Source organism: Enterobacter cloacae complex sp. P15RS (genome assembly GCF_014895905.1).
Taxonomy (GTDB): domain Bacteria; phylum Pseudomonadota; class Gammaproteobacteria; order Enterobacterales; family Enterobacteriaceae; genus Enterobacter; species Enterobacter quasihormaechei.
The window spans coordinates 48,174-66,748 of record NZ_JADBQL010000015.1 but is presented as its reverse complement, the minus strand read 5'-3'; the positions used below and the strand labels follow the sequence as shown (position 1 = coordinate 66,748).

The window sequence follows — 18,575 nt, the reverse complement described above, 5'->3', positions numbered from 1 at the left end:
GGGGTTTTTTGCTTTGTGCGTCAGAAATCAAGCCGGATGGCGGCTTCGCCTTATCCGGCCTACAGGTTTTGTAGGCCCGGTAAGCGCAGCGCCACCGGGCAATGCTAATCGCACGATCTTACCGGAAAGAGATAACAGGAATAAAAATAAGGTAAGGTTTTGATAAACGCAGAAAAGCAAAAACCCAGCCATAGGCTGGGTTCTTTGAATAGTGGTGCCCGGACTCGGAATCGAACCAAGGACACGGGGATTTTCAATCCCCTGCTCTACCGACTGAGCTATCCGGGCAACGGAGCGCATTAAACCGCAATCGCGCGCGATCGTCAACATTATTTCGGGAAAAGCTGTTCAACTGCTTAAGTTTGCGGCAATCTGTCCGTTTGTGCGCTGAAATTGCACAAATCTTCCAGACAGTTCAGGCAAGCTATGACAATGCTGACGGTAAAGAGGAGGGCAGTATGGCAAATGACTGGCTTGAGCTGCGTCAGCATGCAGAAACAGGTATTGAAACAATCAAGGCACATTTCGAAGGGCACGCCTTTGATCCCCACTGGCACGACAGCTATCTGGTCGGAATAACCCTTTCCGGCACGCAGCAGTTCCACTGTCGGCGTGAACGGCACCATAGCCAGCCGGGCGATGCTTTTTTACTTGAGCCTGGTGAAATCCATGACGGTGATGCGCCGGTAGAGGGTGGCTTTACTTATCTGACCTTTTATCTCGATGAACGCTGGCTCACCCGTACGCTTCAGGGTCTGTACGACGCGACTCCCGGGAGCTACACCCTCCACTTTGCCCAAACGCTGACGCGGGAGCCTCAGCTGGTGCGCTCTATCGGTGATACGTTCGCCTCGTTGCATAACGATGAAATGAAAATCGTACAGCAAAGCACAATGGATAACCTGCTCTCTCAGATTACAGCCCACTGCCACTGGCGTAAGAGACTCCCGTCTCAGTTACAAAGCTCCGCCGTGGCGCATCGTGCCCGTGACTATCTCTATGCGCATATCGGCGAAAACGTGGGGCTATCAGACCTTGCGCGTGAGACGGGGACGGATCGTTTTACCCTCACCCGCTGCTTTAAGCGCGAGTTTCACCTCGCGCCGCACGCCTGGCTTATCCAGCTGCGTCTGGCAAAGGCCCGACAGATGCTGGCGTGTGGGGGACTGCCTGTTGATGTTGCCACGGCAGTGGGTTTTGCCGATCAAAGCCATCTTGGTCGCTGGTTCCAGCGGGCGTACCGTATTTCTCCGGCACACTACCGTCGGTTGTGCACAAACCTTCCAGACGTTTACAGAAAATAACGGCACATTCATGGCTCTACTAAAAAGGAGCCACCTGTGAATTTATTATCCTTTCTGCTGTTTGCGTTTGTCGCCTCCATTACGCCGGGGCCAACCAATATTCTGGTACTGACTAACAGTCAGCACTTTGGCGTAAAAAATACGGTTCCTGCGATCCTCGGTGGGTGTATTGCCGCCAGCGCTATCGTTCTGGTTTCCGGCGCAGGGGCAGGAGAAGCATTACGCCAGTATCCGCTGATACGTCAGGTGATGAGCTGGGCGGGTGTGCTATGGCTTTCCTGGATGAGCTGGCAGCTGTTTAGCGCCCCGGCCGCGAATCTCTCCTCCAGACGCCATGTACGATTTACCGCCCGGGCGGCGGCGTTATTACAGGTTGTGAATCCGAAAACCTGGATGATGGCGCTGGCAGTTGTCAGTCTGTTTGCGCCGGCAAGCGACCATGCATTACGGGATATTGCGCTGATGGCGCTATGGTTCCTGGCGATCTCAGTGGTCTGTTTGTTGTGCTGGGCGTGGCTGGGGAAGGCGGTAAACCGGATTTTCCGCACCACCGTGGCGATGGTGCGATTTCAGCGCGTGATGGCGCTGTGTTTGTTTATCTCCGCCTGGACGGGAATGCTGGCTTAGGTCAGTGCACCACCCATACGGCACTGTGCAAACCGCAAAATATCTTCCGCCAGACGGTGCGCCGTATCCACATCAGCCTGGCTACGGTTCACCAGCATACGGCTCAGGCAACCTTCCAGCACCAGCTCCATCTGCTTCGCGACCATCGCCGGGTCATCCACTTCAAGTGTGGTCAGCAGCTCGTGTGTAAACTCGTGCGCCGCACGTTTTTGCTGATCTGCCAGCTGATGGATAGGATGTCCGGGATCGGGGAAGTAGGTGCAGGCGGCGATAAACAGGCACCCAGGGTAACGGTTGTTGGTGACACACTCCGTCAGCGCGGTATAGCGTGCCAGCAGCTTTTGCTCGGTGGTCAGTTCTTCATTCAGCATCAGCTGCCTGCGCCAGATATCCACCTGCTGGCTGAGATAGCGCAGGGCATCATAAAGCAGCGCCTCTTTATCCGGCCAGAAGCGCTTAAGTTCATCCAGAGGGTAATCGATACGGTCGGCTACCATCTCAAGCGTGGTGCTGGCGATCCCTTGAATCTCAAGTAATTGCAGGGCTTGTCCCAGTACGTCTTCGCGTTGCACGGTTATCTCCTCCGCTATTCCCAACGGTTTGTCCCGTCTAAAGTGTTGTTTACGGTTGGCGATTGCGCAAATGCGCGTTGAATGCCGTCGCGTCCATAAACCCGGTTACACGCTGCGTCGGCTGTTCTGCCCCCTGTTCGTTGAAGAACAGGATGGTAGGCAAACCGAGCACGTTAAGTTGCTTCAGCAGCGCCTTATCCTGCGCGCTGTTGGCGGTAACGTTCGCCTGAAGCAGAACGGTATCGCTCAGCGCGTGTTGTACCTGCGGATCGCTGAAGGTGTATTTTTCAAACTCTTTGCAGGCCACGCACCAGTCGGCATAGAGATCGAGCATGACCGGTTTGCCTTTCGCCTGCGCCAGGGCGCGGTTAAGGTCATCCACGTTCTTAATCTGTATAAAATTCAGATGAGCCTGCGTCTGACCTGTCGGTGTGCCAAACGCCCAGTCCTGCAAAGGACGGACGCTCACCAGCGCGGCCGCCAGCAGAAGGATCTGTACCAGACGCATCCACGGCTTCTTCGCACCCAGACTCACGATAAACGCCCAGCTGAAGAAGGCCACGCCGAGCAACGCCCACAGACGTGTACCCCAGACATCACCGATGATGCGTTCCAGCAGGAATACCGGGAGCGCCAGAATGACAAAACCGAACGCGGTTTTCACCGTCTCCATCCACGGGCCGCTCTTCGGCAGCAGACGATTGCCAAACACCGTCACCAGGATCAGCGGCAGGCCCATGCCGAGCGCGTAGAGGTACAGCGTGCCGCCGCCGAGCCACAGGTTGCCGCTCTGGGCAATGTATAACAGGATGGCGCTCAGCGGCGCGGTGGTGCAGGGAGAGCAAATCAGACCGGCGATGGCACCCATAGCGAACACGCCGCCCGCAGAGCCACCCTGCTGACGGTTGCTCATCAACGTCAGACGGGTTTGCAGGGAAGAGGGCAGTTGCAGGGTAAACAGGCCAAACATCGACAGCGCCAGCAGAATAAACACCGCTGACAACCCGATAAGCACATAAGGGTGCTGAAGGGCTGCCTGGAACTGTAATCCAGCAGCGGCGACCACGAGGCCGAGCGCGGTATAGGTTAGCGCCATGCCCTGCACGTAGATAAAGGCCAGCACCAGCGCGCGGGCGGTGGAAAGACGTTGCTTGCCGCCCAGCACGATGCCAGAGATAAGCGGGTACATGGGCAGTACGCAGGGCGTAAAGGCGATGCCGATACCAATCAGTAACGCCCATAGCGCGGAGAAAGGCAGATCAGCGCGGCCTTTGGCCTCTTCGCTCGCAGGAGGCGGAGAAGCCGCGGCTACGCCTTTGACTTCACTCAGTGGCACGACTTTTGTTTCCGGCGGATAGCAGAACCCGGCGTCGGCACACCCCTGATACGTCACCGTCAGGGTAGCGCCTTTATCCGCCTGATTCACCGTGACGGGCACGCTTAAGCGCTGGCGATAAATTTCACTTTTGCCGTAGAACTCGTCCTCATGCCATTCTCCAGCGGGCATCTGCAATGCGCCAACGTCAGCCTTTGCCGGCGTGATGCTGACCTGCTTGCGGTAGAGGTAGTAACCCTCTTTCACCTGCCAGGTGAGGCTGAGATCGTGCTGGTTTTGCTGAAAGTCGAAAACGAACGCCTGGTCGGCAGGAATAAAGTTCGAACGGCCGGGTGCGTCAAACAACCCGGCAAAAACTGACGTGCTGCACAGCAGCAGGATCAGCGTAAAGAAGCGTTGAGCCATGAGATATAATCGTTATCGCCGTGGACTACTGGCAGCACCAGCAGCTCCGGGGTTTGGTATGGATGATGAGACTTGAGGCAGTCTAGGAGCGCCTGCTGGTTGGTCAGATTGGTTTTGAGCAACATCTGGACTTCGTACTCTTGCTCCAGCTTGCCTTCCCAGTAATAAAGGGAGGTTGCGCCGGGTAAAAGCGTGACGCAGGCAGCCAGTTTTTCGGCCAGCACTTTGGCGGCGAGATCCTGGGCAGAGGCTTCATCAGGGGCGGTACACAGTACAACAACAGCATCAGGCGTGTTCACAAGTCGACCTCCTCATCACGAAAGTCTTCACTATATCACGCCATGCGATTGGTCATTAATGAAACGGGCCGCAGAGCGGCCCGATTTTAACTATTTTTACAACGGCTAACCGTTTACAGCACAATGCCACCGATGATAAAGCCGAGGATCACGCAGAGCGTAATCGCCACCACGCCCGGGATCAGGAACGCGTGGTTAAACACGTACTTACCGATGCGGGTTGAGCCGGTGTCATCCATCTCAACCGCGGCCAGCAGGGTTGGGTAGGTTGGCAGTACGAACAGGGCGGAAACGGCCGCAAAAGAGGCAATCGCCGTCAGCGGCGTAACGCCCAGCATCAGTGCCGCAGGCATCAGCGCTTTGGTGGTCGCGGCCTGGGAATACAGCAGCGTCGCCGCAAAGAACAGCACCACCGCCAGCAGCCACGGATAGTTGTGCAGCAGGTCGCCCGCAACGGTCTGGATATCGCTGATGTGTGCTTTGACGAAGGTATCACCGAGCCACGCCACGCCCAGCACGCACACGCAGGCGCTCATACCGGATTTGAAGGTGCTGGCGTTCAGCACTTCGCTGGTGTCGATTTTACAGGTGATGCTAATCAGCGTCGCGATGGTCAGCATGAAGACCACAATGGCTTCGTTACGTGGCAGAACCGGGTTCTGGATCAGACCTACCGTATCGCTGATGGCGGTCGCGTAAAACATCACGGCGACGATACCGATCAGGAACAGCAGCACGGAGCGTTTCGCGTGCGGCTTCAGCTCGAAGACCTGGCTTCCGCGCAGGCTCACTTCGCCTTTTGCCAGGCGCTCCTGGTAAACCGGATCGTCTTTCAGCTCGGCGCCGAGGAAGTTACACAGCACGGCGGTGATCATCACCGCAATCAGCGTGACCGGAATACAGATCGCCAGCAGCGTCAGGTAGCTCACGCCCATCGGCTCAAGGATCCCCGCGAAGAAGACCACGGCCGCGGAAATGGGCGAGGCGGTGATCGCAATCTGGGACGCCACCACGGCAATAGAGAGAGGGCGAGACGGGCGAATGCCCTGCTCTTTGGCCACTTCGGTGATCACCGGCAGCGTGGAGAAGGCGGTGTGGCCAGTGCCGGCGAGGATGGTCATAAACCACGTCACCAGCGGGGCAAGGAAGGTGATGTATTTCGGATGGCGACGCAGCATACGCTCCGCCAGGCTCACCAGGTAGTCCATACCGCCAGCGACCTGCATGGCCGCAATGGCAGCGATAACCGCCATGATGATTTCGATAACGTCAAAAGGGATTGCGCCGGGTTTAATCTGAAAAATCAGGGTAAGTACGAGCACCCCAAGACCGCCGGCAAAACCGATGCCGATACCCCCGAGTCGTGCGCCCAAATAAATCGCCAACAGGACGATGACGAGTTCTGCTCCAAACATAAAGACCTGCCTTGCTTATTAACAAGTTGATATTGAATTGTTGTGTTTTGGTAACGCCCATAAAGAAAAAAGGCACGTCACAAGTGACGTGCCTTTCGGAAGCTTAGCCTGAACGGTTACTGTTCGCTTTCATCGGTATATCGTTTCGCTTTATAGGCCGGATGCATCAGGTTCTGGGCGGAGAAGATATCGTCCAGCTCGGCTTCGGTCAACAATCCTCGCTCAAGAACGACCTCACGCACGCTCTTACCGGTTTCGGCACAAATCTTACCGACGATGTCGCCGTTGTGGTGGCCGATGAACGGGTTGAGGTAGGTGACGATGCCGATTGAGTTATACACGTAACCTTCACACACCTCTTTATTGGCGGTGATGCCGTTAATGCATTTTTCCAGCAGGTTGTAGCAGGCGTTGGTCAGAATATGGATGGATTCAAACATCGCCTGGCCAATCACTGGCTCCATCACGTTCAGCTGGAGCTGACCGGCTTCGGAAGCCATGGTGACGGTCGTATCGTTACCAATAACCTTGAAGCAAACCTGGTTCACTACTTCCGGTACCACTGGGTTAACTTTAGCTGGCATGATGGACGAACCCGCCTGCAACTCTGGCAGGTTGATTTCATTCAGGCCAGCGCGTGGACCGGAGGAGAGCAGGCGCAGGTCGTTACAGATTTTGGACAGTTTCACCGCCAGACGCTTCAGCGCGCTGTGCACCATCACGTAGGCGCCGCAGTCGGAGGTAGCTTCAATCAGGTCTTCCGCAGGCACAACCGGCAGGTTGGACACTTCAGCCAGCTTCTGTACCGCCAGCTGCTGATAGCCATCCGGCGTATTCAGACGTGTACCGATGGCGGTTGCCCCCAGGTTCACTTCCAGCAGCAGCTCGGACGTGCGCAGCAGGTTTTTGGTCTCTTCGTTCAGCAGCACGTTAAACGCGTGGAATTCCTGTCCGAGGGTCATGGGGACCGCGTCCTGCAACTGGGTACGACCCATTTTCAGGATGTCCTGGAACTCAACGGCTTTACGCTGGAAGCCATCGCCCAGCTGATTGATCGCGTCGACCAGTTTGACGACAGAAGCATACACCGCGATGCGGAACCCGGTTGGGTACGCGTCGTTGGTGGACTGACATTTGTTAACGTGGTCGTTCGGGTTCAGGTACTGGTATTCACCTTTCTGATGCCCCATCAGCTCCAGGCCGATGTTCGCCAGCACTTCGTTGGTGTTCATGTTGACGGAGGTGCCCGCGCCGCCCTGATAGACGTCAACCGGGAACTGATCCATGCATTTGCCGTTGTTCAGCACTTCATCGCATGCGGCGATAATCGCATTTGCAGCGCTTTTAGGAATGGTTTGCAGCTCTTTGTTCGCCAGAGCCGCGGCTTTTTTTACCATCACCATGCCACGCACAAATTCAGGGATGTCGCTGATTTTGCTGTTGCTGATGTAGAAGTTTTCAATCGCTCTCAGAGTGTGAACACCATAGTAGGCATCCGCTGGAACTTCCCTGGTACCCAACAAATCTTCTTCGATACGAATGTTGTTTAACATGTGAACCTTCTTTTCAAGCTGCCGATGGATTGTACTAAACACACAGTATATATGTGGTTTTGAATATTTTCTGACCGACGATTATTCCCTCAATCGGCCAGATGTTCGAGATCATATGCTGATGATAGCGAATTGCCGTAAGCTGGATCACTTATTATCGACCCGATTTCATGATAATTATTAATCTGTGAAATGGGTCACCGCTTTAATATTTCCAAAAAAAATATCCGTGCAAACCGATTGAATTTTGGCTAACCGTCACCATCTCTTGTCTACGCGCTTCGCGAACACATTCAGACAGGGGCCAGAAGGCACCTGCCACACAGGAGATGCCAGTGCGCTGGATACCGTTTATTGCTTTCTTTCTTTATGTTTACATTGAAATTTCGATTTTCATCCAGGTTGCCCACGTGCTGGGCGTCCTGCTGACGCTGATTCTGGTGATCTTCACCTCCGTCATCGGCATGTCGCTGGTGCGCAATCAGGGTTTCAAAAATTTCCTGTTAATGCAGCAGAAGATGGCCGCAGGCGAAAGCCCGGCAGCCGAGATGATCAAAAGCGTGTCGCTGATTATTGCTGGCCTGCTGCTGATCCTGCCTGGGTTCTTCACCGACTTCCTCGGCCTGCTGTTGCTGTTGCCGCCGGTACAGAAGCACCTGACCATGAAGCTGCTGCCGCACCTGCGTTTCAGCCGTATGCCGGGCGGTGGTTTCAGCACCGGCCCGGGGGATACCTTTGAAGGGGAATACCAGCGTAAGGATGAGCAGCGCGACCGGTTAGATCATAAAGACGATCGGTGAGTTTGTGGCCCGGTGGCGCTTCGCTTACCGGGCCTGCAAATTTTGCCGCTTCGGTAAAAACACCCACAGCCCCGCCAGCATGATGATGGCGTACACGCTCTTCCACCCCACCATCGCCAGCAGCAGCAGGCACAGCACACACCCGACCGCCGCCAGCGCCTTAAAGCGTCCTTTCAGCAGCCGACAGCCCGCCAGCATGCACAGCAGGTAGATCATGATGAAGATACCGTTGGCATAGACAATCAGCGCGTCAAGGTTGATGTCGAGCAGATAAATGCCCAGGGAACTCACCACGCAGCAGCCCAGTACGGTATTCAGCGCATTCGCCGGAAGCTGACGTTTAGACAGGCGTGCGAGTCGGCTATCCGGTTTATAAAGTGCCTGAGACCACACCAGCCGGGCGAAGCTCTGAATATAGATATTGAGGCTGGCAAAGCAGGCGAGATAGCCAATCACGCAGGCCACCCACAGGGCTTTAACGCCGAACAGCTGCACCACGATGCCCGGTAGCGACGCGGCAGCAGCTTTCTCTTCGCCGAAGGCGTTAAAGTGCAGCACCAGTACCGTACAGGCCCAATACACCGTGCCCGCCAGCAGCAGGCCAATCATCAGGGCGCGGGGGAAGTCACGCTCGGGCTGTTTAAACTCGGATGCCAGGTGAGCAAACGCCTCCAGACCGACGAAACACCAGAACATGACGGATAATGCCGAGAAAAGCTGTGCATGGTCGACGTCGTTAATCGCGGGGAAAGGAATATCCGCCACGGTAATGTCACCCGCAAACCAGATGGCGGCGATCAGCGCGACGATTAACGCTGCGACCAGCGTTTGCAGATTGGCGCTGGAACTGGCCCCGCGTGAGCCCACCCACCAGACAATCGCCAGCGTACCGAGTTCAGCCAGCAACAGCTGTTCGTCGTGCCAGCCAAACAGCGCCTGTCCGAAGCCGGTGGCGATATGCAGGGCTGCCGGAAGGCCGACCGGGATCACCGATAAAAACAGCCAGCCGGTGACGCGTTCCATCCGTGGGCCAAATGCCATGCCGACAAAATGCGCTACGCCGCCCGCGCTGGGGAAGTGCCGCCCGAGTATGGCAAACACAATCGCCACCGGGAACACCAGCACGATCAGTACCGGCCATGCCCAAAGGCTGTTATTGCCGGCAACCAGCGCCGCCAGTGCGGGAACCGCAAATACTCCCGTGCCTAACAAGGACGTTGAGAGTAAGCCAATACCCTGCGCCAGCCCCAACTCCTGCCTGAGTCCACTCATTTGCCTCGTCCCGCCACCATCAAAAGAGAGGGGATGGTAACACTTTCGCAAATTTTTTTTCGGTTACCCCTTGAAGGGGTAAAAAGCTATCCCCATCTCTCAGGGCACTAGCCGGAAAACCGCATGCGGACCGGCGTCATCCATAACTGATAATGACTTTCTCAAAGGAGAGCTATCAATGAGTATTCGTCCGTTACATGATCGTGTGATCGTCAAACGTAAAGAAGTTGAAACCAAGTCTGCTGGCGGCATCGTTCTGACCGGTTCAGCAGCAGCAAAATCAACGCGTGGCGAAATCATCGCTGTCGGTAAGGGCCGCATCCTGGAAAACGGAACTGTGCAGCCACTGGACGTTAAAGTTGGTGACATCGTCATTTTCAACGATGGCTACGGCGTGAAATCCGAGAAGATCGACAATGAAGAAGTGTTGATCATGTCCGAGAGCGACATTCTGGCAATTGTTGAAGCGTAATTAACGCACGAAACTGTACGAATTTGAGGAAATAAGAACATGGCAGCTAAAGACGTAAAATTCGGTAACGACGCTCGTGTAAAAATGCTCCGCGGCGTAAACGTACTGGCAGACGCAGTGAAAGTCACTCTGGGCCCGAAAGGCCGTAACGTAGTGCTGGACAAATCCTTCGGCGCGCCAACCATCACCAAAGATGGTGTTTCTGTTGCACGTGAAATCGAGCTGGAAGACAAGTTCGAAAACATGGGTGCACAGATGGTGAAAGAAGTTGCCTCTAAAGCGAACGACGCTGCCGGTGACGGTACCACCACCGCGACCGTACTGGCGCAGGCCATCATCACCGAAGGTCTGAAAGCCGTTGCTGCGGGCATGAACCCGATGGATCTGAAACGTGGTATCGACAAAGCTGTCGCCTCTGCTGTTGAAGAACTGAAAGCGCTGTCCGTACCGTGCTCTGACTCTAAAGCTATTGCTCAGGTTGGTACTATCTCCGCTAACTCCGACGAAACCGTAGGTAAACTGATCGCTGAAGCGATGGATAAAGTCGGTAAAGAAGGCGTGATCACCGTTGAAGACGGTACCGGTCTGGAAGACGAACTGGACGTGGTTGAAGGTATGCAGTTCGACCGCGGTTACCTGTCCCCATACTTCATCAACAAGCCAGAAACTGGCGCTGTTGAGCTGGAAAGCCCGTTCATCCTGCTGGCTGATAAGAAAATCTCCAACATCCGCGAAATGCTGCCAGTGCTGGAAGCCGTTGCGAAAGCAGGCAAGCCGCTGGTTATCATCGCTGAAGACGTTGAAGGCGAAGCGCTGGCGACCCTGGTGGTTAACACCATGCGCGGCATCGTGAAAGTGGCTGCGGTTAAAGCGCCTGGCTTCGGCGATCGTCGTAAGGCGATGCTCCAGGATATCGCTACCCTGACCGGTGGTACCGTGATCTCCGAAGAGATCGGTATGGAGCTGGAAAAAGCGACCCTGGAAGACCTGGGCCAGGCGAAACGCGTTGTGATCAACAAAGACACCACCACCATCATCGACGGTGTGGGTGAAGAGGCCGCTATTCAGGGCCGTGTTGGTCAGATCCGTAAGCAGATCGAAGAAGCCACTTCCGATTACGACCGTGAAAAACTCCAGGAGCGCGTAGCGAAACTGGCAGGCGGCGTTGCGGTAATCAAAGTTGGTGCTGCGACCGAAGTTGAAATGAAAGAGAAGAAAGCACGCGTTGACGACGCCCTGCACGCGACCCGTGCTGCGGTAGAAGAAGGCGTGGTTGCTGGTGGTGGTGTCGCGCTGGTGCGTGTAGCCGCTAAGCTGGCTGGCCTGACTGCTCAGAACGAAGACCAGAACGTGGGTATCAAAGTTGCGCTGCGCGCGATGGAAGCTCCGCTGCGTCAGATCGTGTCCAACGCCGGTGAAGAGCCGTCTGTGGTTGCGAACAACGTGAAAGCAGGTGAAGGTAACTACGGTTACAACGCGGCAACTGAAGAATACGGCAACATGATCGACTTCGGTATCCTGGATCCAACTAAAGTGACCCGTTCTGCTCTGCAATACGCGGCATCTGTAGCTGGCCTGATGATCACGACCGAGTGCATGGTGACCGACCTGCCTAAAGGCGATGCGCCTGACTTAGGTGCTGCTGGTGGTATGGGCGGCATGGGTGGAATGGGCGGCATGATGTAATCATGTTGTTCTGAACCTCTCAGAACGAACCCCGGGCAGCAATGCCCGGGGTTTTTTATTGCCGCTACTCAAATGTTCCCTTCACGCATGCAACGCCTTCGCGCACCATCTGGCTTCCTTTCGCCCAAACCTCGCGGATCTTCAGGTCATCCGTCAGCACCAGCAAATCGGCATCGCATCCGGGTGCGAGCCGCCCCTTATGCTCCAGGCCGAGAAACTCCGCCACGTTACGCGTAAACGGCAGAAGCGCCTCCTCCAGCGGCAGGTGATATTGACTGACCAGCTTTTGTAATGTTTCCGGCAGGGACTCGAATCCCGCCACGCCCATGCCCACCAGGTTGCCGTTAGCGTCAAAAATCGGCTGGCTGCCGTTACCGTCCGAACTGAGCGTAAGCCGGTTAAACGGCACCTGCGCTTCGCGGGCCGTCGCGATGGCGGTGGCGGCATCAATGGGCTCACTGATGCTGGTGGTGATGTCGATATAGCCCCCGTCGCGGGCATAATCCAGCGCGGCGAGGAACAGTGGCCGGGCGCGGTTGACGTGGGTTGGCAGCAGCTTCGTGCGGGGCACGTCGGCGTTATTCAGGATGTTAAGCAGCGGCTCGAGCAGTTTCGGGCTGTTGCCGAGATGAAACACGGATATGCCCGCTTTGGCACCCAGCAGACCGCCGACGCGCGACTGGGCGGCCATATTCGCGAGCCGATCATCCGTTGGTGCGGAAGAGCGATGGTCGGAAATCGCGCATTTCACGCCGATGATTTTATCAATCAGCGCCACATCCTTTTCGACACTGCCGGTAATCGTCGGAGAAGGCAGCCCGTACGCGCCTGTCAGCATCCACGCGCTGATCCCTTCATGTTCTAGCGCCCGCGTTTTTGCCAGCAGCGACTCGGGATGGCGAGTCACGCCGTCGGTGCCCAGCAGGCCAACAACGGAGGTGATGCCCGCCGCCACCAGCGCGGACAACCGTACCTCCGGCGTCCGGGTGTGCGGGCCAGCTTCACCGCCGCCGCCGATCAGGTGTACGTGCTGATCGATAAACCCCGGACAAACCACTGCTCCGGCGAGATCGCGTTCAGGACAGTCTGGCTTCGTTGTGGCGTGGCCCGTTTTTTCAATCGCGACGATTTTTCCCCCGGCGATCAGCAGATCGCAACGCCCCCGATCCTCCGGCGCGTAAAGATGCGCATTGCGGAAAAGATGCGGTTCCAGCACTGAAAAATCCATTTTTATCTCCTCAGAAGAGTAGCTGCATCACCCACATTGAGAGCAGGGCGTTAATAACGCAGACGGTAATGATGTGCGGATAATACTTCGGGTTGACGCCTGCGGTGCCCAGGCAACGGCCAGTGTTTTGCACCGGATTGCCCATCAGATAGATGGCGGGCAGCAGGATAGTGGCATCGTGCCCGTTGAGCGTGCCGGCAGCGACCAGACTGGCGCAAACCCCCACGCCGCCGCCCATGCTCATCACCGAGGCCAGCAGGACGGTTGCCGCCGCACCCGGAAGCCCCCACAACGACATGATCGGTTCACAGACGCTGCCGACGATATCCAGCAGGCCGGTGACCTTGAGCGCCTGAATGATAACAAACGCCATAACCACGTTCGGCAGCAGGCTGGTGGTGGCGATGGTAAAGCCGCGACGGGCGCCATCGATAAACAGGTCCATGATATTTTTACGCGGCTGGGCGATCATTTTTCCTCCTGAACGCGGCGAACTTCCCTGTGCGCGATCCACAGACGCAAAAAGTTCGCGCCAACAAATTTAAACACCAGAATGACGGCAAGCGGCGCGATCACCGGAACGGTAATGAAGGCAAAAAGTGCGGCACCGGACGAAAAATAGTTGGTAATGATGGCGCTACCGCTGGTCTGGAAGGTGGCGAAAATGGCGCGTTCACGGTCGGTAATCGCCCCTTCGTCGGTCAACTCTTTGGTCATCCCGGCGGCGGCATCGGTGTTTTGCAGGTTGGCGATAAGCGCCAGAGAGCAGATACCCGGCACGCCGAGCAGCGGGCGTAAAATGGGCGTCATGAGCTGTTGTGCGGCGCGCAGCCCGCCCAGCCCCTCGGTGACGGCAATGATCCCGAGCGACAGAATGACCGAGGGGGCCAGCTCAAGAGCAAACAAAAAACCGTCTTTCGCTCCCGTCCCACCCTCGCCGCGAAACGTCAGCGCGCCGTTCACCGGTCCAAAACTGCCGTTTAAGACGGTAAAATCCAGCACGCGCCACCATTCGGTACTTTTGGCGAAAAAGCCTGAGAAAAATACGATGGTGAGCACGAACGCCAGATAGCCCACCCAGGTCACTTTTTCCTCTCCTGAGGATGATGCACTCATGAAACCCCCTTTTTTGAGATGCGTACAAAAGTTGTACGTCGCATCACTAAAAACGATCGGGGGCTAAAACACGATATCCCAAAGGTTATTATCAGAATTCATTTAAGATGTCGGAGGAGTGCCAGCGGAATCTGGCTCGCAGAAATGCTCAGCATTTTTCTTTTGGTCATCTTTTTAGTATAAGGTTTACACGCGGACAACTACTGTCCAGCTTATTGAAAACGAGGAATAACATGCGCATTAAAGTCTGTGCAGGGATTGTAGGTGCAGCATTGCTGCTGGCGGGGTGTAGCACCAGCAATGAACTGACGGCAGCGGGCCAGAGCGTTCGCTTTGTGGAAGATAAGCCGGGCAGCGAATGCCAGCTGTTAGGCACCGCCACTGGCGAGCAGAGCAACTGGATGTCGGGGCAGCACGGTGAAGAGGGCGGCTCTATGCGCGGTGCGGCCAATGCCCTGCGTAATCAGGCGGCGGCTATGGGCGGCAACGTGATTTACGGGGTAAGCAGCCCGACGCAGGGTATGCTGTCCAGCTTTGTGCCAACCGCCAGCCAGATGAACGGCCAGGTCTATAAGTGCCCGAACTGATCTAAACTTTTGATGGCGCTGCCGCTTGATCTGTAGCCAGGTAAGCGTAGCGCCACCTGCTTTTTACTGCTGCCGCAGCTGCAAATCCAGCGGCGTCTTACTCGGCTCTCCGCCAATCTCGCGTGCCAGCTTCGGCACCATATAACCTGAAACCAGCGTTAACAGTTCGCGCATAATCTGGCGGGCCTCTTCATCCGTCACCATGAAGTGCGCCGCGCCCTGAACGCGATCAAGAACGTGCAGATAATAGGGCATGACGCCCGCATCAAATAAGGCATTGCTGAGATCGGCCAGCACCCGGGCGCTGTCGTTCACGCCGCGCAGTAATACGCTCTGGTTCAGCAGCGTCACGCCCGCTTTTCGCAGCCGCGCCATCGCCGCGCGAAAGTCCGCGTCAATTTCATTCGCGTGGTTGATATGGTTCACCAGCAGCACCTGCAAACGGGACTGCTCCAGGCGCGTGACCAGAGCGTCGGTGATACGCGCCGGGATGACGATCGGTAAACGGCTGTGAATGCGCAGACGCTTAATGTGCGGAATGGTCTCAAGCTGAGTCAGCAGCCAGTCCAGCTCATGATCTTTTGCCATCAGCGGGTCGCCGCCGGAGAAGATGATTTCATCCAGTTCCGGGTGCGCCGCGATATAGTCCAGCGCCACCTGCCAGTTGCGCTTATTACCCTGATTCTCAGCGTAGGGGAAGTGACGGCGGAAGCAGTAGCGGCAATTTACCGCACAGCCGCCCTTAACCAGCAGCAGCGCACGGTTGCGGTATTTATGCAGCAAACCCGGTACCACACTGTTCTGCTCTTCCAGCGGATCGGTGCTGTATCCCGGCGCAGTGATAAACTCATCCTGAGAGGTCAGCGTTTGTTTTAGCAATGGATCGTCAGGGTTGCCTTTTTCCATTCGGGCGACAAACGCGCGGGGAACGCGCAGGGCGAAAAGTCGCTTTGCCTCACGGCCAGCAAGCAACTCCGGGTGCTGATCGAGGTCTAAAAGACGCAGCAATTCATCAGGACTGGTGATTACATCGGCAAGTTGCGATAACCAATCTTCTCTGGACGGGGTGTTTAGGGTTACAATATGCGCCATTTTGTGGCTTAGCTACCAGTTAACAAATTTAGAGGGCCTTATGGCAACGTACTATAGCAACGATTTTCGTGCTGGTCTTAAAATCATGATGGACGGCGAACCGTACGCGGTTGAAGCCAGCGAATTCGTTAAACCAGGTAAAGGCCAGGCATTTGCGCGCGTTAAGCTGCGTCGCCTGCTGACCGGTACCCGTGTTGAGAAAACCTTCAAATCTACTGACTCCGCTGAAGGCGCTGATGTTGTCGATATGAACCTGACTTACCTGTACAACGACGGTGAGTTCTGGCACTTCATGAACAACGAAACCTTCGAGCAGCTGTCTGCTGACGCGAAAGCCATTGGCGATAACGCTAAGTGGCTGCTGGATCAGGCTGAGTGCATCGTGACCCTGTGGAACGGTCAGCCTATCGCTGTTACCCCGCCGAACTTCGTTGAGCTGGAAATCGTTGAAACCGATCCAGGTCTGAAAGGTGATACCGCAGGTACCGGCGGCAAGCCAGCTACCCTGTCTACCGGCGCAGTGGTGAAAGTACCGCTGTTCGTACAGATCGGTGAAGTGATCAAAGTGGATACCCGCTCCGGCGAATACGTATCCCGCGTGAAGTAATTTACGTCGTGATGTAAGGCGCAGCGCCCGCTGCGCCTGATTTTGCAGGCAGGGAAGATGAAACGTACCGTTAAAATTCTGCTTCTGTTCGCGCTCTCCAGCGCAATGCTCTCCGGTTGCAACACCGCGCGTGGCGTGGGTGAAGATATCCAGGATCTCGGCCATATCATTTCCCATGCGGCCAGCTAATTCCGTCTAATTTTCCTAAAAATTCTTCCTTTTCCGTCAAACGACAAGATCTTGTCTATTCTTAAGTTGCTATACACAAAATAACTTTGGCTATAAAAGGAAGATATTATGGTTAAGAAAACAATTGCAGCGATCTTTTCTGTTCTGGTGCTTTCTTCGGTACTGACTGCATGTAACACCACCCGTGGCGTAGGGGAAGATATCTCCGACGGTGGTAACGCTATTTCTGGCGCAGCAACTAAAGCTCAGAACTAATGACAACGACGGTACGGCAGTGAATTCACCGTACCGTCAATTCTCCACTTCCTGTAGCGTTAAAAATGGGGAGTAGCGCGTATCCATATGAAGCTTCATGCGGATATTGCGTTTGTATGTGTACACCGTTTTGCCGTTAATGCGCAGATGACTGGCAATCTTCTGGTTGCTTGCGCCTTCCATCCATAATGTCAGAACTCTCTCTTCCTGACGCGTCAGTAACGGTGCTGCCATTTCCGGAAGCTCCGGGGTTGCACATGACGTTAGCGCGTCGTTAATCACTGCGGCCAGTCCTTCCAGATCGGTATTTTTAGAGAGTGAAGACCATATCGGGTATTGCGCCAGATAATCCGTCATCGCCTGTTCCTGCCCAGATTGCAGCAAAATAAAAGGCAGCGTTTCGCTGGCAATCAGCAGGGAGGACAGTTGCTGAAAATGGTGTAAATCCTGCCGGAAGCCAGATAAATCAGCGATGACCAGTGCAGGTTTCCATTGCAGAATATGCTCTCTGGCGAGGAAAAGGTTATTCACCCCGGTTACGACGAAATGACCTGACAGCAGGTCTGAATGATTGGCCCATGCTTCAAATCCCGCGCGGGTGAAGTGACAGCGGTCAATCAAAAGAATTTTGAACATACAATATTCGCAGTCGGCTAGTGGTTTGGCTTCCTGCCATTAGAAAGCATAACATCATAGAGAAGTCGGATGAGTTATAAATGCCTGAACTGCGCGCCTTACTGAGGCTATTTCTTGCCTTAACGCGTTCAGCAAAAAAAGTTTGAAAAAAAATACCGCGCTAACCAAAATATAAGGTGCAACTTCTGCCTTGCGGGACGACCCGTAAGCGCGTCACTCATCGGGGACGGCCCCAACTTGTCTTAAAGTTAAGGAGCCTGAAATGTCCTGGATCGTTCTTGTTATCGCCGGTTTGCTCGAAGTGGTATGGGCAATTGGTCTGAAATACACCCACGGTTTTACCCGCCTGACGCCCAGCGTCATTACCATCGCCGCGATGATTGTCAGTATCGTTATGCTGTCATGGTCAATGCGAACCTTGCCTGTGGGAACGGCTTACGCTGTCTGGACGGGAATTGGCGCGGTAGGGGCTGCCATTACCGGCATTCTGCTGCTGGGGGAATCTGCGAGCCTGGCGCGCATCGCCAGCCTCGCATTAATCGTCGCGGGCATCATTGGGTTAAAACTGAGTACGCACTAATGCGGCTGTTTTACCCAGATTAATTTCGTCACGTCAAACCCTTGCCGGGTCGCAACGTCCAGCATCTGCTGCTTCATTTCCGCCGTGATCGTTGGCGTGCGGGAGAGTATCCAAAGATAGTTGCGATCCGGCCCACACACCAGCGCGTGGCGGTACTCTTTGTCCAGCGCAATAACGTTATATCCGCCGTAGAATGGGCCGAAGAAAGAGATTTTCATTGCCGCACGGTTAGGCGCGCCGGTGAAATAGGCCTGACCCACCGTCTGCTGCCACATCTGCCGGTCCGGATTATAGCCGCGGTTGACGACCTGGATCCCGCCGTCATCCATCGCGCTGTAGGTGGCCGTAACTTTTTCTAAGCCCCGTTCGAATTTATGATCCATACGGGCGATTTCATACCATGTGCCGAGGAAGCGCTGAGCGTCAAAATTACTGACTACCGTGACGCCAGGCGGAGGAGTTGGGGAACTGCAAGCAACCACTAAAAACGCGGCTGTTACTGCGGCAATAACAGGCAGAATGCGCATAGGAGTTTCCTTACCGT

Annotated in this window: 22 protein-coding genes and 1 tRNA gene; 10 read left to right on the top strand and 13 right to left on the bottom strand. The window is 55.3% G+C overall.

From position 1 onward, the window contains the following. Window positions 1-212 precede the first annotated feature (212 nt). Window positions 213-288 (bottom strand) — tRNA-Phe (locus IM267_RS10175). A gap of 170 nt (window positions 289-458) precedes the next feature. Between IM267_RS10175 and IM267_RS10170 the strand changes: the two genes are divergently transcribed. Together IM267_RS10170 and IM267_RS10165 are read left to right on the top strand one after the other, a co-directional pair. Next, complete coding sequence (locus IM267_RS10170) at window positions 459-1,304, top strand: AraC family transcriptional regulator (RefSeq protein ID WP_193033328.1); 846 nt, start codon at window positions 459-461, stop codon at window positions 1,302-1,304. A 36-nt stretch (window positions 1,305-1,340) separates the two neighbouring features. Next, a complete protein-coding gene (locus IM267_RS10165) occupies window positions 1,341-1,931 on the top strand; it encodes a LysE family translocator (protein WP_193033327.1) in 591 nt (196 codons plus the stop codon). Here the strand turns inward: IM267_RS10165 and IM267_RS10160 are convergent. From IM267_RS10160 to aspA, 5 genes are all read right to left on the bottom strand, one after another. Beyond that, complete coding sequence (locus IM267_RS10160) at window positions 1,928-2,503, bottom strand: transcriptional regulator (RefSeq protein WP_022646797.1); 576 nt, start codon at window positions 2,501-2,503, stop codon at window positions 1,928-1,930. The two genes, IM267_RS10165 and IM267_RS10160, sit on opposite strands and share 4 nt — an antisense overlap. Window positions 2,504-2,552: 49 nt before the next feature. Further along, window positions 2,553-4,244 carry a protein-disulfide reductase DsbD gene (locus IM267_RS10155; protein ID WP_193033326.1) on the bottom strand — a complete coding sequence of 564 codons (1,692 nt, stop codon included), beginning with the start codon at window positions 4,242-4,244 and terminating at the stop codon, window positions 2,553-2,555. Next, window positions 4,220-4,543 (bottom strand): divalent cation tolerance protein CutA, encoded by a 324-nt coding sequence (gene cutA, locus IM267_RS10150; protein WP_193033325.1) that lies wholly within the window; start codon window positions 4,541-4,543, stop codon window positions 4,220-4,222. Before cutA ends, IM267_RS10155 begins: the two co-directional genes overlap by 25 nt. A 113-nt stretch (window positions 4,544-4,656) precedes the next feature. After that, on the bottom strand, window positions 4,657-5,958 hold the full coding sequence (locus IM267_RS10145) for an anaerobic C4-dicarboxylate transporter (protein ID WP_003855921.1): 1,302 nt from the start codon (window positions 5,956-5,958) through the stop codon (window positions 4,657-4,659). A 116-nt stretch (window positions 5,959-6,074) separates the two neighbouring features. After that, window positions 6,075-7,511: an aspartate ammonia-lyase gene (gene aspA / locus IM267_RS10140; protein ID WP_003855923.1), complete on the bottom strand. Its 1,437-nt coding sequence runs from the start codon at window positions 7,509-7,511 to the stop codon at window positions 6,075-6,077. A 335-nt stretch (window positions 7,512-7,846) separates the two neighbouring features. Here aspA and IM267_RS10135 point away from each other — a divergent pair, with 335 nt between their 5' ends. Beyond that, entirely contained in the window at window positions 7,847-8,311 is a 465-nt protein-coding gene (locus IM267_RS10135) for an FxsA family protein (RefSeq protein WP_003855925.1), read from the top strand. A 24-nt stretch (window positions 8,312-8,335) separates the two neighbouring features. On the opposite strand, the gene yjeH is transcribed toward IM267_RS10135, so the two are convergent. Further along, entirely contained in the window at window positions 8,336-9,583 is a 1,248-nt protein-coding gene (gene yjeH, locus IM267_RS10130; protein WP_193033324.1) for an L-methionine/branched-chain amino acid transporter, read from the bottom strand. Between the two features lie 178 nt (window positions 9,584-9,761). Here yjeH and IM267_RS10125 point away from each other — a divergent pair, with 178 nt between their 5' ends. Both IM267_RS10125 and groL read left to right on the top strand, forming a co-directional pair. Further along, window positions 9,762-10,055 carry a co-chaperone GroES gene (locus tag IM267_RS10125; protein ID WP_003855929.1) on the top strand — a complete coding sequence of 98 codons (294 nt, stop codon included), beginning with the start codon at window positions 9,762-9,764 and terminating at the stop codon, window positions 10,053-10,055. A gap of 39 nt (window positions 10,056-10,094) precedes the next feature. Beyond that, window positions 10,095-11,741, top strand: coding sequence for a chaperonin GroEL (gene groL / locus IM267_RS10120; RefSeq protein WP_015572446.1), 1,647 nt, complete (start codon window positions 10,095-10,097; stop codon window positions 11,739-11,741). A gap of 64 nt (window positions 11,742-11,805) precedes the next feature. Here groL and iadA read toward each other — a convergent pair whose 3' ends face one another. The 3 genes from iadA to IM267_RS10105 are packed head-to-tail and all read right to left on the bottom strand — an operon-like array spanning window position 11,806 to window position 14,085. Continuing rightward, on the bottom strand, window positions 11,806-12,969 hold the full coding sequence (gene iadA, locus IM267_RS10115; RefSeq protein WP_193033323.1) for a beta-aspartyl-peptidase: 1,164 nt from the start codon (window positions 12,967-12,969) through the stop codon (window positions 11,806-11,808). A 10-nt stretch (window positions 12,970-12,979) separates the two neighbouring features. After that, window positions 12,980-13,441, bottom strand: coding sequence for a YjiG family protein (locus IM267_RS10110; protein ID WP_107534496.1), 462 nt, complete (start codon window positions 13,439-13,441; stop codon window positions 12,980-12,982). Beyond that, window positions 13,438-14,085, bottom strand: coding sequence for a nucleoside recognition domain-containing protein (locus IM267_RS10105; RefSeq protein ID WP_063867107.1), 648 nt, complete (start codon window positions 14,083-14,085; stop codon window positions 13,438-13,440). The genes IM267_RS10110 and IM267_RS10105 overlap by 4 nt, the downstream gene beginning before the upstream one ends. Before the next feature lie 233 nt (window positions 14,086-14,318). Between IM267_RS10105 and IM267_RS10100 the strand changes: the two genes are divergently transcribed. Further along, a complete protein-coding gene (locus IM267_RS10100; RefSeq protein WP_003855938.1) occupies window positions 14,319-14,672 on the top strand; it encodes a DUF4156 domain-containing protein in 354 nt (117 codons plus the stop codon). Window positions 14,673-14,735: 63 nt separating this feature from the next. On the opposite strand, the gene epmB is transcribed toward IM267_RS10100, so the two are convergent. Then, entirely contained in the window at window positions 14,736-15,764 is a 1,029-nt protein-coding gene (gene epmB / locus IM267_RS10095; RefSeq protein WP_063450954.1) for an EF-P beta-lysylation protein EpmB, read from the bottom strand. Between the two features lie 40 nt (window positions 15,765-15,804). Between epmB and efp the strand changes: the two genes are divergently transcribed. From efp to ecnB, 3 genes are all read left to right on the top strand, one after another. Continuing rightward, window positions 15,805-16,371 carry an elongation factor P gene (efp, locus tag IM267_RS10090; RefSeq protein WP_003855940.1) on the top strand — a complete coding sequence of 189 codons (567 nt, stop codon included), beginning with the start codon at window positions 15,805-15,807 and terminating at the stop codon, window positions 16,369-16,371. A gap of 57 nt (window positions 16,372-16,428) precedes the next feature. Then, window positions 16,429-16,560 (top strand): entericidin A/B family lipoprotein, encoded by a 132-nt coding sequence (locus IM267_RS10085; RefSeq protein WP_063450953.1) that lies wholly within the window; start codon window positions 16,429-16,431, stop codon window positions 16,558-16,560. A 108-nt stretch (window positions 16,561-16,668) separates the two neighbouring features. After that, window positions 16,669-16,815 (top strand): lipoprotein toxin entericidin B, encoded by a 147-nt coding sequence (gene ecnB / locus IM267_RS10080; RefSeq protein WP_003855942.1) that lies wholly within the window; start codon window positions 16,669-16,671, stop codon window positions 16,813-16,815. 36 nt (window positions 16,816-16,851) lie between these two features. Here the strand turns inward: ecnB and IM267_RS10075 are convergent, their stop codons facing one another. After that, window positions 16,852-17,451, bottom strand: a complete 600-nt coding sequence (locus IM267_RS10075; RefSeq protein WP_193033322.1) for a LuxR C-terminal-related transcriptional regulator — start codon at window positions 17,449-17,451, stop codon at window positions 16,852-16,854. 262 nt (window positions 17,452-17,713) lie between these two features. On the opposite strand from IM267_RS10075, the gene sugE reads away from it, so the two are divergent. Next, window positions 17,714-18,031 (top strand): quaternary ammonium compound efflux SMR transporter SugE, encoded by a 318-nt coding sequence (gene sugE, locus IM267_RS10070; RefSeq protein WP_063450951.1) that lies wholly within the window; start codon window positions 17,714-17,716, stop codon window positions 18,029-18,031. On the opposite strand, the gene IM267_RS10065 is transcribed toward sugE, so the two are convergent. After that, entirely contained in the window at window positions 18,028-18,558 is a 531-nt protein-coding gene (locus IM267_RS10065; protein WP_193033321.1) for a lipocalin family protein, read from the bottom strand. The genes sugE and IM267_RS10065 overlap by 4 nt on opposite strands. Window positions 18,559-18,575 lie beyond the last annotated feature (17 nt).